Raw genomic sequence first — 14,024 nt, 5'->3', positions numbered from 1 at the left:
TCGAATTATCGTCGTTTGCGCAAATGGGCCGCCAGGGCCTTCAGGCAGGTCTCCGCTGCGGGGGAGGCGCCACCCGAGGGCCAGAGGGCGACCACTTCTACGACCTGAGCTTTTCGCTCCTTCAAGGGCCATGTCACCACATCCGCAGGGAAGGGAGCCAGGGCCCGCAGATCCGGGGCGATGGCGCAGGCGCCGAAGGCCCGCAGGGCCGGATAGAGCTGGAGGAAGCTCTCCACCCGCGCGGATTCCCGCACCTGAATGCCCGCCGCCAGGAACCGGGCGGAGTTGGCGCCGCCGTAGGGATCATCCCGGAGCCAGTCCACGAAGGGCCGATCTGCGAGATCCTTCACCCGCAGGAAGGGCGCGGCCTTCGGCAGCCCACAGGCCGGTGCCGCCAGCACCACAAAGGGAAGCCGGGCCAGCACCCGGTATTCCACACCGCGATGAGGCGGCAGAGGCGTGAAGCCGAGGGCCAGGTCCAGCTCACGGGTCTGGATCTGGCGCACCAGTTCATGGGCCCCGCCGAAGGCCGCCTCCAGCTTGAGGTCCTCAGTGGCGGCAGCTTTGGCCAAGGGTTCCATCAAGGCGTCGGAGAGGGTCGGGCTCAGCCCCAGACGCAGGCCGGGCTCCGGCGCGGCCAGATCACGCAGGCGCTTGAGATCCAGCTGGTGGAAGGAGGCCTGGGCTCCGGCGAACAAGCGTTCCCCCCGGGGCGTGAGGCGCAGGCGGCGTCCAGGGCCACGCTCCACCAGCGCTTCCCCTTCGGCCAGGGTTTCCTCCAGAGCGCGCAGGTGCTCACTCACCACGGAGCGCGCCACCCCCAGATGCTGGGCAGCGGCCTCCAGCGAGCCCGTTTCCACGGCGGCCACGAAGGCCTCGAGCCAGGTGAGATGACGAGCAAGTTTGCGGGGCATGCCTTTCATGGAACCGCAATCCGGCGGCGGAAGCTACTCCGGGCCGAGATGCAGAACCACGGCCAAGGCCGGTGCAGGGCTATTCATCAGCCGCAGATGTAGCCCGCGCCGCGGACGGTGCGGATGATCTGCGGGGTGGTGGGATCGTCTTCGATCTTTTCGCGGAGCTTGCACACGAAGACATCCAGGGCGCGTGCGTTGCCGCGGTGGTTCGCGCCCCAGACTTCCTTGCCAAGCTGATCCCGGGTCATGACCTGGCCTGGGTGGCGCGGGAGGATGGCCAGGAGCATGAATTCCCGCGGAGACAGGTTCACGTCGACGCCGTTCTTCAGGGCCTGCTGGGCCTGGAAATCCAGACAGAGGTTGCCGAAGACCAGGGGCTCTTCCGCATGATTCATCAGGGCAGAGCGCCGGAGCACAGCTCGGATGCGGGCGATCAGCTCACCGGGGTTGAAGGGTTTGACCAGGTAGTCATCGGCGCCGAGGGTGAGGCCTGTGATCTTGTCTTCGGGATCAGTCCGCGCCGTGAGCATGAGGATGCCCGTATCTTCCCGCTTCGCGCGGATCTTCTGGCATACCTCGAAACCATTGAGTCCAGGCAGGCCGATATCCAGGATCACCACATGGGGCGTGGCCGAGTCGAAGAGGCCCAGGGCCTCCTCGCCGCTTTCCGCTTCGAGAACCTTGAAGCCCTCCTTCAACAGCGTGGCGCGGATGGTGGTTCGGGTCAGGGGCTCGTCTTCCACCACCAATGCACACCATTCGGTGGCTTCGACCTGGGATTCGCCCACACCTGACTGAGCCTGCGCCGAGTTCAGGACAGGCCTGCGCATCGGCAGGCCCGAGGCCTGTGGCATGGCTGTCTTGAGTGGGGGGAGGGGGCCTTTTTCGGGAGGGCGCATCGAAGCCATAGTCTACTGTTGGATTTCTTAAAAATAGCCATCTCGCCTTTGATTTTTCAACCCAGGGCCATGCTGGCCCTGCAGGAATGATTCAGAGGGAGCTCGGTCGAGCTTCAGAGGTTTGCGGAATCCTTGTTCGGCTGCGCTGAAGGTTCCATGGAACCGCTGTCAGGCTTGGCAGTGCCCTGGAATTTTTCGTTCGGATCCAGCCCTGAGGTGGGAACCCCTTCGGAGCGGAGCACCTTTTTGACTGTGCGGAGGAGGATCAGATGGTCGAGCCAGACGGAAGCCTCGTCCACGTATTTCACGTCGAGGGCCAACCGCTCATCCCAGGCCACGGTGTTCCGCCCGGCGATCTGGGCCAGGCCGGTGATGCCTGGCCGGACATCGAGGCGACGGCGCTGCTCGGGCGAGTAGCGGGGCACATATTCCATGAGCAGCGGGCGGGGGCCCACAAAGCTCATGTCGCCTTTCAACACGTTCAGCAATTGGGGAAGCTCATCCAGGCTGGAGCGGCGCAGCAGGCGCCCGAAGGTGGTGAGGCGTTCCTTGTCGGGCAGGGGGTTCCCTTCAGCGTCATAGGCGTCGATCATGCTGCGGAACTTGTGGATGACGAAGGGGCGGGCATCCAGGCCGGGACGCACCTGTTTGAAAACCGCCGGACTGCCCATTTTCCAGCGGACGAGCACCCAGACGATCAGCATCACGGGCCCGAGCAGCGGGAGCAGCAGGAGGGCGTAGAGCAGATCCAGGGCTCGTTTCGTGAACTGGTAAAGGGGGCGGCGGGCCGTCATGGGCTCAGCGGGAGGCTTGGCTGAAGACATCGGAGGCGACGGCGATGGTGTCGTCCAGGTTCTGCCGCGTGAGAGTTGGATGAACGAGGAACATCAGGCTGGTCTCTCCCAGTTCCCGGGCCACGGGGAAGCGTTCCTTGGGGCCGAGGCCGCTCTGGGTGAAGGCCTTCTCCAGGTAGATCTCGCTGCAGCTGCCGCTGAAGCAGGGGATGCCACGGGCGTTGATCTCCTCCATGATGCGGTCGCGGTTCCAGCCATCGCGCAGGTGCTCCGGACGCACGAACACGTAGGCCTTGTAGGCGGCGTGACCGATGTGGGCGGGCGTCGGCGTGGTGCGGATGCAGCTGAAGGCCTGGAAGGCGGCGTTGAGCCGGGCCATGTTCGCCTGGCGGATCCGCGTCCACTCCGGCAGTTTCTTCAATTGCAGGCGCCCGATGACGGCCTGGATCTCGGTCATGCGCCAGTTGGTGCCGAAGGATTCATGCAGCCACCGGAAGCCGGGCGCGTGCTGGGTTTCGTAGACCGCCGCCCAGCTCTTGCCGTGATCCTTGAAGCTCCAGGCGCGGCGCCAGACCTCGGGATCGTTGGTGGTGACCAGACCACCTTCACCGCCGGTGGTGATGATCTTGTCCTGGCAGAAGGAGAAGGCGGCCACGTGGCCCAGGCTGCCCACGGGGCGCCCCTTGTAGGTGGCGCCATTCGCCTGGGCGCAGTCCTCGATGACCTTCAGGCCGTGCTGCGAGGCCAGGTCCATGATGGGGTCCATGTCGCAGGGCCAACCACCGAGATGGACGGGAATGATGGCCTTCGTCTTGCTGGTGATCACCTTCTGGATGGTTTCCGCCGTGATGTTCTGGCTGACCGGATCCACGTCGGCCAGCACGGGGGTGCAGCCGCGCATCACCGCGCAGCTGGCGCTGGCAATGAAGGTGCGGGGCGTGGTGATGATTTCCGAACCGGGCGGGATGTCCAGGGCCTGGATGGCCAGCTCCAGGGCCGCGGTGCCGTTGCAGAGGGCAATGGCCTTGTCGCAGGCAGAGGCGGCGGCGTATTCGGTCTCGAACTCCCGGGCCTCGGTTCCGGTCCAGTAGTTCACCTTGCCGCTTGCCATGACGCGGGCCACGGCTTCCACCTCGTCGGCAGCGTAGTGGGGCCAAGGCGAGAAGGGCGCGCAGCGGTTGAGCGTGGGGACGGGAGTCAGGGCCATGGAAGCGCTACCGGGGAAAGGGTTCAGAGGGGGGGGTGAGGAACCGGGCGCTCTGCATCCGCCCCACCATGAAACATCTGCATGTCGATCTTAGAGGCAATTGATTTTCCAAGCCAGCCCCTGGCAGGGGGCTCGTGCAAGTTCACAAGGTTCAGTTCCAAGTCCAGCCGGAGATCCTCAGAGCCCGAGCAGCTCTTTGAGCCGCTGGGCGGCGGCACGGCCCACATCGATCTCCTGGTTGCCACCCATGTCCGCCTTGGCCCCACCGCCGAAGGTCGGCTTCAGGTTCTGGACGGCCTCAGGGCGCAGGAGAAGGTGGCGCTTGATGGGCAGGAAGAGGACGTGCTTGAAGGCCCCTTCCACTTCGGCCAAGGTTCGCCAGGGTGTGTGGTAGCGCTTGCCCTGGGACCAGGCCCAGACCTGGCCCATGATCACTTCAAAATGACTGGTCTGTTCCAGGTCCATCAGCACTTCGGAGCCACCTTCCACGGCGGTGAACGTGTCGGAGGAGAGCCGTCTGGGTGCGCTGACAGGCGTTGCCGGAGTGGGTGATGGAGCTGGTTTGGGAGTCTGGGCTGGTTCCGGGGCGGGAGCCTGGCTTGGCGTTTCCGCCGAAGGGGGAATGGCCCTGCGCTCTTCCTGGCGCCGGGATTGGGAGCGCTTCGGATCGTTGCCCTTCCGCCGTTCCGGGTTCCGGCGTGGGGGTTTGGCGCTGGTTGACCGGGAAGGTGCGGCGCCTGCGAGGGGAGGAAGGGGTGCGGGAATCACCTTCAGCACCAAGGTGGGCGCCGATTGGGCGGAGGGTGAAAGGTTGCTGAGAATCTGCACAGGCACCGATGGCGGCCCGGGCGGGGGAATCGGCTTGAAGACCGGCGTGGGGATTCGCACGGGAGGCACGCCGCGGGTGGGTGCAGGCACGTTCGGGGTTTTCTTGGCAGTTGCTGATGAAGAAGGAGCTTTCACCGCGGGGACTGGCTGGGCCTTCACCGGGGGCACAACCGGGACTACAACAGGGGCTGGCGGTTCCGGTGTGGCTGGCTTTTCAACGGCGATGGGGGTTTCCACTGGCGGTGGTGGAGGGGGGTCAGGGGACGGTGGAGGTGTTTCGACGTCGGCTTCTTCCGCATGCGAAGGTTCCGGAACCGGAGGGGCCGAAGTGGGCGATTCCGGCGCGGTCGATGCCGGGGCCTCGGTGGGATCCGGATCTTCTGACAGGGCAGCGAGGTCCTGCTCGCCCCAGCCCCGGGCGCCGGCGGCCTGGAGGCGCACGTTGAGCAAATCCGAGGCGGGAACCGGCACGCCCACCCGTCGTGCCGCGTGGAACAGCATCTCGTTGGCGGCCAGATCCAGGGACTGGTCCCTCGGGTCGAAGGAGGGGCGGATGCTGACGGCGCCATTGGCGTCCACCAGATGGGATTTGAAGATCGCCGTGTTCAGCAGGCGCAGGTAGTTCGAGTGATCCATGCCGGCCTTCTCCGCGAAGCCGAGGATCTGGGCCACGGCCTCTTCCATGGCCCGGCTGAGGGTCATGCCGCCCTGCTTGAGGGCGTGGGCCAGGGAGGCCTTGGAACCCACACGGGTATGGTCGCGGCCCAGGGCCACGAAGATGGGGAGGCAGCGGTTGACTTGGGGCTCGGGCCCGCCGGCCACGATCCAGATGCGGCGGGATTCGACGCTGTCGGCCCGGCCGAATACCGGTGCGGCCACATAGCCCTGGTTCGCCTTGGCGTGGGCTGAGGCAAGTGCCGCAGAGGTTTCGACACTGATGGTGCTCATGCAAAGGTGGATGGCCTTGGGGGCGAGGCACTGGAGCAGGCCGCCGGGGCCATACACCAGTTCCGACACAGCCTGATCGTCAGACACCATGGTAATGGCCACCTCGGCTTCCTTGACCGCATCCGAAATGCTGGTTGCCTCCTTGGCCCCCAATGTGAGCAGGGCCTTGGCACGGCCTGGTGTGCGGTTGTAGACAGTCAATGCATGCCCAAGGCCCAGGAGGTTGCGGGCCATGGGCTGGCCCATGGTGCCGAGTCCTATGAAGCCGATGCGCATGAGCACTCCAGGCAGGGATTCAAGATACCCAGGAACCGGCATCCATCGCATTCGGAACGATGCCGGCCGGGCCGGGAAAGCCTTGGAAGGCGGAGGGCGAGGGGGCCCGCGCTTCCCAGGCCGCCCATCAAAGGCCCATGGCCTTCATGATCACGGCGTTGACCTTGTCCACGTCGTACTTGTCTTCGGCGTAGGCCCGGGCGGCAATCCCCATGCGGGTGGCGAGCCCAGGATCAGCGATGAAGCGCTCCATGGCCTCCGTCAAGGCTTCGATGTTTTTCGGGGGCACCAGAAATCCCGTTTGGCCATCGATGACGGTCTCCTTGCAGCCGGGGGCCAGGGTGGTCACCGCCGCCCGGCCCATGGCCATGGCCTCAAGCACGGAACGTGGCGTCCCTTCGCCATAGCTGGGCAGCACCATGACTTGCGCTTCGGCTAGCATGGGGCGCACATCCTTCACCGTGCCCAAATACTGGACCACCCCTTCGTTCACCCAGGCCTGGATCTGAGCCTCTGAAATGGCGCTGGGATTGGTGTCGTAGCCACCCAGCAGGTGGAACCGGGTCGCCGGGTGCTTGGCCTTGATGCGCCGCGCCGCCTCGACGAATTCCACGATGCCCTTTTCGCGGGTCATGCGGCCGACCAGCAGAAAGGTGAGCGGTACCGCGGGTTGGGGCGTCAGGGGAAACTGCGCCAGATCCACGCCGGAGCCATTGATCTGGGTAATCCGGCAGGTGGCCGGGAGCAGGCGGTTCGCTTCAAAGAAGGCCTGGTTGTCAGGGTTCTGGAAGAAGACCCCTTCGACTCGGGCCAGTCCTTTGCGGTAGAGCCATTTGGAAAGGAAGGCCATGCACTTCCGCTTGAAACCCTCTCCCATGAGGCTGGAGCCCAGCCCTGTCACCATGGCGTGGCAATGGGGAACGCCAACCAGGGACGCGGCGTAGGAGCCGTAGATCACGGGCTTGATGGTGTAGCTCAGCAGGACATCGGGCTTCAGCTCCTTGAGCGCGGCGCGAATGGCCAGGATGGAGCGGAGGTCCTCCAGGGGATTGAGCCCGGTGCGCCCCAGGGGGACGTGCCGATAGGCCACGCCGATGGAGGCCAGGTGATCGATCAGCACCTGGTCGCCATCGGGGGCAAGGCCGATGACCTCGTGGCCCGCAGCCACCATGGCCCGCATCATGGGAGCGCGGAACAGCCACAGGGACGGGGCATAGCTCCCGAAGACCGCCACCCTCATCCGAGGTTCGCCCGGTACCAGGCAAGGGCCTCGTCCAGACCGCGATCCACATCGAATTGCGGCGCGTAGCCCAGCAGGCCAGCCGCCTTGGAGATGTCGGCCTGGGAGTGGCGGACGTCGCCGCCGCGGAAGGGGCGGTAGTCGGGTTCCAGAGCGGCGATGGCCGCATCGTGGCGGGCGAGACGTGTACGCAACTTCTCGTGCAGCTGGTTCAGGGTGGTGCGGCCCCCGAAGGCGACGTTGTAGACCTGGCTGCTGGCGTCAGGATTGGTGGCCGTGGCCGCCAGCAGGTTTGCCTGAACCACATTCTCGACGTAGCAGAAATCTCGGCTGGTCTCCCCGTCGCCATTGATGGCCACGGCCTTCTTGCGCATCAGACCCGCGATCCAGAGGGGGATGACGGCGGCATAGGGTCCGTTGGGACTTTGGCGCCGACCGAAGACATTGAAGTACCGCAGGCCGATGGTCTGCAGGCCATAGGTGTTGCCGAAGACCTTGGCGTACAGCTCGTTCACCAGCTTGGTCACGGCATAGGGCGACAGCGGCTGTCCGATCTTGTCCTCGCGCTTGGGCAGGTCGGGGTGGTCGCCGTAGGTGGAGCTGGAGGCGGCGTAGACGAAGCGCTTCACCTTCTGATCCCGGCTCGCCACCAGCATGTTCAGGAACCCATCGATGTTGGCCTGGTTCGTGGCGATGGGATCCTCAATGGAGCGGGGCACCGAACCCAGAGCCGCCTCGTGGAGGACATAGTCGACGTTCTCGCAGGCGCGCTGGCAATCCGCCAGGTTGCGGATGTCGCCGTGGATGAAGCTGAACCGGGCCCAGGCCTCCGGCCCGACGACACCCTTCACGTCATCAAGGTTGGCCTGCGAGCCCGTGGCGAAGTTGTCGAGGCCCACCACCGTCTGGCCTGCCTTCAGCAGGGCTTCCAGCAGGTTCGAGCCGATGAAGCCGGCCACGCCGGTCACCAGCCAGGTTTTGGGAGCGGCCTTCAGTTCAGCGAGGACTTCGTCGAATCGCATGAATCACAGGCTCCAGTAGGCGATGCCCTGCGGGAAGTCTCCCGGGGCGAAGACCGATTTCACATCGATGAACACCGCCGACTCCTTCATGCAGGCCCGGATGCCGTCCAGGCCCATGTCCAGGAGGACCTTGTGGTTAACGGCCAGCACCAGGGCGTCGAGATCGCGGATCTCCTCCAGCTTGCAGAGCTGCAGGCCGTATTCATGCAGGGTCTCCGCCGGATCCGCCATGGGATCGCAGACCATGGGCCTGATGTCAAACTGCTGAAGCTCGGCGACGATGTCAGGCACCTTGCTGTTGCGGATGTCGTGGACGTTCTCCTTGAAGGTGAGGCCCAGGATGCCCACCCGGGCCTTCTTCACAGGAATCTGCTGCTGGATCATCAGCTTCACCAGCTTCCGGGCCACGTAGGCACCCATGTCGTCATTGATCTGGCGGCCCGCCAGGATCACGCGGGGGTGGTAGCCCAACTCCTCGGCCTTGGTGGTGAGGTAGTAGGGATCGACGCCGATGCAGTGGCCACCCACCAGACCCGGGCTGAAGGGCAGGAAGTTCCACTTGGTGCGGGCCGCAGCCAGCACCTCGGAGGTGCGGATGCCCACCTTCTCGCAGATGATGGCGAGCTCGTTCATGAGGGCGATGTTGATGTCGCGCTGGGTGTTCTCGATCACCTTGGCGGTCTCGGCCACCTTGATGGAGGAGGCCTCATGCACGCCCGCCGAAATGACGGCGCTGTAGACGCCAGCGATGGTGCGGAGGCTTTCCTCGTCCTGCCCCGAGACCACCTTCACGATGCGATCCACGGTGTGGACCTTGTCGCCGGGGTTGATGCGCTCAGGCGAGTAGCCGAGCTTGAAGTCCACGCCACATTTCAGGCCGGACTGCTTTTCCAGGATGGGCCCGCAGATGTCCTCGGTGACGCCGGGGAAGACCGTGCTTTCGTAGACGATGATGCTGCCCTTGCCGATGACCTTGCCCACGGTTTCGCTGGCCTTGACCACGGGTGTCAGGTCCGGGCGCTTCCAGCCGTCGATGGGCGTCGGCACTGCGACGATGAAGAAGTCCGCTCCACGCATGCCCTCAGGATCGCTGGTCATGGTCAGGGTGGTGGTGCGCAGGGCGTCGGGCGAAACTTCCCGGGTGCGGTCGACGCCCTTTTTCAGTTCCGCGATCTTGGCTTCATGGATGTCGAATCCCACGGTCCCGGGAAACTTCTTCGCGAGCTCCAGGGCAAGTGGCAACCCGACATATCCCAGGCCGACGACTGCAATCCGCATGACATTCCTCCACTGGTAACTGAAACTAAGGCCGTTCGATTGAAATCGGCTTGAGATGAATTCCCGCACGAGGGGTTCACGGGGATCAATGGATCATCTTATAAATTTTCAGTTACCTGCTGCCAGAGAAATTATTTTTACAATGGTGACGCTTGGTTCGTGTGATCATTTCAGGTGGAATTCCAATGGCTTCATGTGAAAGCTGATGCCGCACGAAATCGTGTCCAGGGCGCCGGTTCCAAGGCCGGGATTCTTCTGGCGCATGCGGGTGTGCTGGTCGCGTCGATCCGCGATTCGGGATCTTCATGGGAGGATTCCCTCGAATCACACTGGGGGGTGGCGCATGCGCGTGGGGGGCATACGGAGTTGGCTGCTTGGAGGCTTGGCCCTGGGCACCGCCTGTCTGGCTTTGGCTCTTGATCGAGGTTGCGTCTTCTCGACCGGGACCGCCCATGGCTTCCTCGCTTCCCGGAGGCTGGCGCTGGCCTCCGGGCCCGCTGGTAACCCTCTCGGCGACCGCAATCCAGAAGCTGACCAGCCGCAGGAAATCCCGACCCCTGCACCCCTAGAATGTGCGCCGAATCCCAGATCGAAGCTGGTGGTGAACGTTCGGGATGTGCCCTATGGTGCCAAAGGGAATGGCGTCATCGATGACACCCACGCCATCCAGCGGGCCGTGGACGCGGTGGGCGGAACGGGAGGAACCGTGCTGATTCCCGAGGGCACCTACCTGGTGAACGCGGTGGCGCAGGGAAGCGCGGGCATCCGGCTCAAGAGCTCCATGACACTCCGATTGGCCAATGGTGCGGTTCTGAAGGCGATGCCCAACGCCTCTGAAAACTACGCCATCCTGGCCATCAGTCATGTGAATCATGTGAATGTTGTGGGGGGCACGCTGGTGGGTGAACGGGGCTCGCATATCGGAACCAGTGGTGAATGGGGCATGGGCATATCCATCGACCATTCCGATCAGGTCGTGGTTCAGGGGGTCACGGCCAAAGAGTGCTGGGGGGACGGCTTCTACATCACGGATCTCAGTTCGAACGTGACCCTCTGCAACGTGACAGCCGATCACAACCGCCGCCAGGGCCTGTCCGTCACCAGTGTGGATGGTCTGGTGGTGAAGAACTCCACCTTCAAGAACACCACTGGAACCGAACCGGAATGTGGAATCGATATCGAGCCCAACGATGGGCAGACCGTCAGACGCGTGCTGATCACCGGCTGCACCTTGACGAACAATGCCGGCGGTGGCTTCCAGTGTGGGTCTGGTGTGCAATTCACCGCGCCTCGCATCCTGGATACCGTGTTCGACCGGAATGTGGTTTCAGGCAACGGCTTGAAACCTATCGGCGGGGGATACCGTGCTGCGGTCAAGGTGAGCCACAGCATTGGCAACACCAGCATCACGAACAACGTGATCTCGCGGAACCTGGGCCAGGGCATCATGCTGATGGCGTTTTCGGCCGGAACAGTGGTGACGGGCAATGCGGTCACCCATACGAAGATGGTCGAAGGACATGCCACCTGGACGGGGGGCGGTATTTATGTGTCTCAGTGCCCCCGCTCGACGGTCACCGGCAACAGGGTGGAGTCGAATGACGCGGTCGGCATCTGGCTGGTGGACAAGGATCCCAGCGTGGATATCAGCGGCAACACCGTGGTGGGGAATGGCGGCCCAGGCATCCGGCATGCGGTGGCGGCCGCCGAGGCCGTGAACAAGGCCAATACGGTTTCGGGGAATGGGAAGCGCCCCTGACTGAAACTTTTCTTGGGGTGAATCTATGCAGATTATTCCCAACCTCATCAAGGGCTGCCAATCTGACGATTGAAGCAGTCTCGACGGGGCGTCTCCATGAATTCCAACGGTCCACTGCCAGATGCATCCAAATCCGAGATCTCGCCTCGGCACGGATTCACCGAGTCGCACCCTGAGATCCGCCTCCGGGATTGGATCCTGCTGTGCGCCGCCTTCACAGGGACTGCCATGGCGCTGATTCTCCAGGACGATTCGGGCGTCTGGTATCGGGATGGCAGTGGCCTGACCGAAGAGCAGATGGCTGCGCTGGAATGGGCCTTGGCCCAGGGTTCTACGGAGGCCTCGCGGGACCGCCTGCTGAAGGAGCAGGAGCTGCTGATCCTCGAGGCTCTGCCCATGATGGACCTCTACCAGCGGAACATCGGAACACTCTGCGCCCTATCACACACCCCTGTGGTGTTGAGCGATCCGCAGAAGGAAGGCCTGAGGGTGGCCGCTGACCAGATCGAAGCTTTCCTGACCACGGACCATCACCGGATGGAAACCAGGGCCACGCCCCGCGCCCCCTCGGCCACCTCCTTTGTGCCTGGCTTGGTCCACGAGTTGGGCAGTTTCATTTTCGGGATTTCGGCGAACCTGGATGCCTTTGAGGCACGCTTCGCGGATTTGGAGGATGTCCGGAAATACGGAGCCAACATCCGGCGAAGCCTCGACCGCATGAACGCCTTCAACGAGGAGCTGCGTGACTATGGCGACCCTGGACGGTTCTCCTGGTCGGTCCGCGAACTGGGGCCCATCCTGCGCGAGGCCATCGACTGCCACAAGGCCGAGGCGGAGAAAGCCCGGGTGCAACTCCAGCTCAAGGTGGATGGGCCCCTTCCGGCCATCAACATGGACGAGCACTGCTTGCAGTCCTCGTTCACGCGGTTGGTGGATCTGGTGCTGCACCAGGAGGAGGTGGGTGGGCACGTGGTCTTGCACGTGGGGAAAGGGCTGTTCGGGGAACGGACAGTGGTGTGCGGCCATGTGGATTGCTCCAGCCTGAAGTTCAAGAATGTCGATCCGGCCCGCCTCTTCGAGCCCTTCTACTTCCGCACCTCGGGACTGGGCCGCCTCACCCTTCCGGGCGCCCGCAGGGTGTTTGAATCCCACGGCGGCACGCTCACCGCCGGGCCCGGGCCCCAGGGCGGCACCATGAGGATCAGCTTCATGCTGCCCTCAGCCCAAGTCCCTCCCGCACAACCAACCGCCCAGGCCTGAGGCACCCATGGCGAAAGCGAAGATTCTGGTGGTGGATGACGACGAGATCATTCTCTTCGCCCTGAAGGATTACCTCGAGCTCCATGGCTATAGCGTGGATGAGGCCGAGACCTGCGCCGAGGCGGAGATCCGCTACCGCGCGGATGTCTACGACGCCGTCACCCTGGACTATTCGCTTCCAGACGGGAACGCCTTGGAACTGCTTCCCAAGCTGAAGGCCATTGACGATGGCGTGCCCATCATCCTGCTCACGGCCCACGCGCGCATCGACTTGGCCGTGCAGGCCATTCAGCTTGGGGCTGAGCAGTTTCTGGTAAAGCCACTGGATCTGCCAGCCCTCCTGGTGGTGCTGGACCGGGTGCTCGAGAACCAGCAGAACCGGCGAAAGCAGTTGGCCCGCAAGTCGGTGGACCAGCCGCAGCGGGCGGTGGACCCCTTCATCGGCCAGAGCCCCGCCATCAGGCGGCTGCAGGAACAATCGCAACTCGCCGCTGCCACCGAAAGCCCCATCCTCATTCAGGGAGAGACGGGAACCGGGAAGAGCGAGTTGGCGCGCTGGATCCACCGGAACAGCTCCCGCTCTGCTGAGCCCCTCCTGGAGCTCAACTGTGGCGGCTTCAGCAAGGAGTTGCTGGATACCGAACTGTTCGGTCACGAGAAGGGCGCCTTTACCGGGGCGACGGCGGTCAAGGTGGGTCTGCTGGAGGCCGCCCACCGCGGCACGGTGTTCCTGGATGAGATTGGCGACATGGATTTGCAGATCCAGCCGAAAATCCTCAAGGCCCTGGAGGAGAAACGCTTCAGGCGCCTGGGTGAAGTCCAGGATCGGAAGGTGGATTTCCGCCTGATCGCCGCCACCCACCAGAAGCTGGATCAGCTGGTGCAGGAGCAGCAGTTCCGGTCCGACCTCTTCTATCGCATCAGCGCCATCCAGATTGCGGTGCCGCCCCTGCGCGAACGGGCGGAGGACATCCCCGTTTTCGCACAGATCCTCCTCAACCGCCTGACCAGCGACTGCGGGCGGGCGGCCATGCGCCTCTCCGAAGGCGCGCTGGCGAAGCTGCAAAGGCATGTCTGGCCGGGGAACATCCGCGAACTGCGGAACGTCCTGGAGCGGGCCCTGATGGGCGTGAAGTCCTCAGTGATCGAGGCCGAGGATCTGGATTTCGCCGTCAGCCCCGGCGGTCGGCAGCCAGAGACGTCCACCCATCTGACCCTGCGGGAGCTCGAACGGCAGTACGTCCTCAAGGTTCTTGGCGAGGAGGATGGGCATGTTGGGCGGGCGGCACAGCGGCTGGACATCCCCCGAAGCACCCTCTACCAGAAGCTCAAGGCTTACGGTTCCGACGCGTCCAAATTCTAGAATCTGGATCCAGGATTCAGACTTTCGGCCTCCTCCCGGGGGAGCGACCTCCGAAGCTTGATTATTAACAGAAGAAATATATGGAGTAACTGGATGTAAAATAATCTACTTTCCATGGCACCCCCATTGCTTTAACAGGCTGAACCGGGGGTCTTATGCACATGGAAAGGTGCCTTGTCGCAATCCAGGCAACTGTTCTGGCCGGCCTATTGATCCAGTTTGGGTGCGGGGGG

11 protein-coding genes are annotated in these 14,024 nt (G+C 63.8%); 3 read left to right on the top strand and 8 right to left on the bottom strand.

The genetic code is table 11. The annotated features are described in order from the left end of the window. Positions 1–5: 5 nt before the first annotated feature. The 8 genes from Q9293_RS10700 to Q9293_RS10665 form a co-directional block, all read right to left on the bottom strand. A complete protein-coding gene (locus Q9293_RS10700; protein ID WP_306246277.1) occupies positions 6–914 on the bottom strand; it encodes a LysR family transcriptional regulator in 909 nt (302 codons plus the stop codon). Between the two features lie 86 nt (positions 915–1,000). Continuing rightward, entirely contained in the window at positions 1,001–1,771 is a 771-nt protein-coding gene (locus Q9293_RS10695) for a response regulator transcription factor (RefSeq protein ID WP_306246275.1), read from the bottom strand. A 158-nt stretch (positions 1,772–1,929) separates the two neighbouring features. After that, on the bottom strand, positions 1,930–2,610 hold the full coding sequence (locus Q9293_RS10690) for a sugar transferase (RefSeq protein WP_306246273.1): 681 nt from the start codon (positions 2,608–2,610) through the stop codon (positions 1,930–1,932). Between the two features lie 4 nt (positions 2,611–2,614). Then, positions 2,615–3,817, bottom strand: a complete 1,203-nt coding sequence (locus tag Q9293_RS10685) for a DegT/DnrJ/EryC1/StrS aminotransferase family protein (protein ID WP_306246271.1) — start codon at positions 3,815–3,817, stop codon at positions 2,615–2,617. 177 nt (positions 3,818–3,994) lie between these two features. After that, on the bottom strand, positions 3,995–5,869 hold the full coding sequence (locus Q9293_RS10680) for an NAD(P)-binding domain-containing protein (RefSeq protein ID WP_306246269.1): 1,875 nt from the start codon (positions 5,867–5,869) through the stop codon (positions 3,995–3,997). 127 nt (positions 5,870–5,996) lie between these two features. Then, entirely contained in the window at positions 5,997–7,103 is a 1,107-nt protein-coding gene (locus tag Q9293_RS10675; RefSeq protein ID WP_306246267.1) for a glycosyltransferase family 4 protein, read from the bottom strand. 2 nt (positions 7,104–7,105) lie between these two features. Beyond that, positions 7,106–8,131, bottom strand: coding sequence for an NAD-dependent epimerase/dehydratase family protein (locus Q9293_RS10670; RefSeq protein ID WP_306246265.1), 1,026 nt, complete (start codon positions 8,129–8,131; stop codon positions 7,106–7,108). 3 nt (positions 8,132–8,134) lie between these two features. Beyond that, complete coding sequence (locus Q9293_RS10665) at positions 8,135–9,409, bottom strand: nucleotide sugar dehydrogenase (protein ID WP_306246263.1); 1,275 nt, start codon at positions 9,407–9,409, stop codon at positions 8,135–8,137. A gap of 601 nt (positions 9,410–10,010) precedes the next feature. On the opposite strand from Q9293_RS10665, the gene Q9293_RS10660 reads away from it, so the two are divergent. From Q9293_RS10660 to Q9293_RS10650, 3 genes are all read left to right on the top strand, one after another. Then, positions 10,011–11,168: a right-handed parallel beta-helix repeat-containing protein gene (locus Q9293_RS10660; protein ID WP_306246261.1), complete on the top strand. Its 1,158-nt coding sequence runs from the start codon at positions 10,011–10,013 to the stop codon at positions 11,166–11,168. A gap of 228 nt (positions 11,169–11,396) precedes the next feature. Next, the gene (locus Q9293_RS10655; protein ID WP_306246259.1) at positions 11,397–12,428 is read left to right on the top strand and encodes a sensor histidine kinase KdpD; all 1,032 of its coding nucleotides are present in this window, start codon (positions 11,397–11,399) and stop codon (positions 12,426–12,428) included. 7 nt (positions 12,429–12,435) lie between these two features. Further along, positions 12,436–13,791 carry a sigma-54 dependent transcriptional regulator gene (locus Q9293_RS10650; protein ID WP_306246258.1) on the top strand — a complete coding sequence of 452 codons (1,356 nt, stop codon included), beginning with the start codon at positions 12,436–12,438 and terminating at the stop codon, positions 13,789–13,791. Positions 13,792–14,024: the final 233 nt, after the last annotated feature.

This window comes from Geothrix sp. PMB-07 (genome assembly GCF_030758935.1).
Classification (GTDB): domain Bacteria; phylum Acidobacteriota; class Holophagae; order Holophagales; family Holophagaceae; genus Geothrix.
This window is presented reverse-complemented; position numbering and strand designations above follow the sequence as displayed.

Bases quoted from the DNA above. Each gene is read 5' to 3' on its own strand.
- Q9293_RS10670 (WP_306246265.1), bottom strand. From the start codon at position 8,131: ATGCGATTCGACGAAGTCCTCGCTGAACTGAAGGCCGCTCCCAAAACC.
- Q9293_RS10665 (WP_306246263.1), bottom strand. From the start codon at position 9,409: ATGCGGATTGCAGTCGTCGGCCTGGGATATGTCGGGTTGCCACTTGCC.
- Q9293_RS10700 (WP_306246277.1), bottom strand. From the start codon at position 914: ATGCCCCGCAAACTTGCTCGTCATCTCACCTGGCTCGAGGCCTTCGTG.
- Q9293_RS10695 (WP_306246275.1), bottom strand. From the start codon at position 1,771: ATGCCACAGGCCTCGGGCCTGCCGATGCGCAGGCCTGTCCTGAACTCG.
- Q9293_RS10650 (WP_306246258.1), top strand. From the start codon at position 12,436: ATGGCGAAAGCGAAGATTCTGGTGGTGGATGACGACGAGATCATTCTC.
- Q9293_RS10685 (WP_306246271.1), bottom strand. From the start codon at position 3,817: ATGGCCCTGACTCCCGTCCCCACGCTCAACCGCTGCGCGCCCTTCTCG.
- Q9293_RS10690 (WP_306246273.1), bottom strand. From the start codon at position 2,610: ATGACGGCCCGCCGCCCCCTTTACCAGTTCACGAAACGAGCCCTGGAT.
- Q9293_RS10680 (WP_306246269.1), bottom strand. From the start codon at position 5,869: ATGCGCATCGGCTTCATAGGACTCGGCACCATGGGCCAGCCCATGGCC.
- Q9293_RS10655 (WP_306246259.1), top strand. From the start codon at position 11,397: ATGGCGCTGATTCTCCAGGACGATTCGGGCGTCTGGTATCGGGATGGC.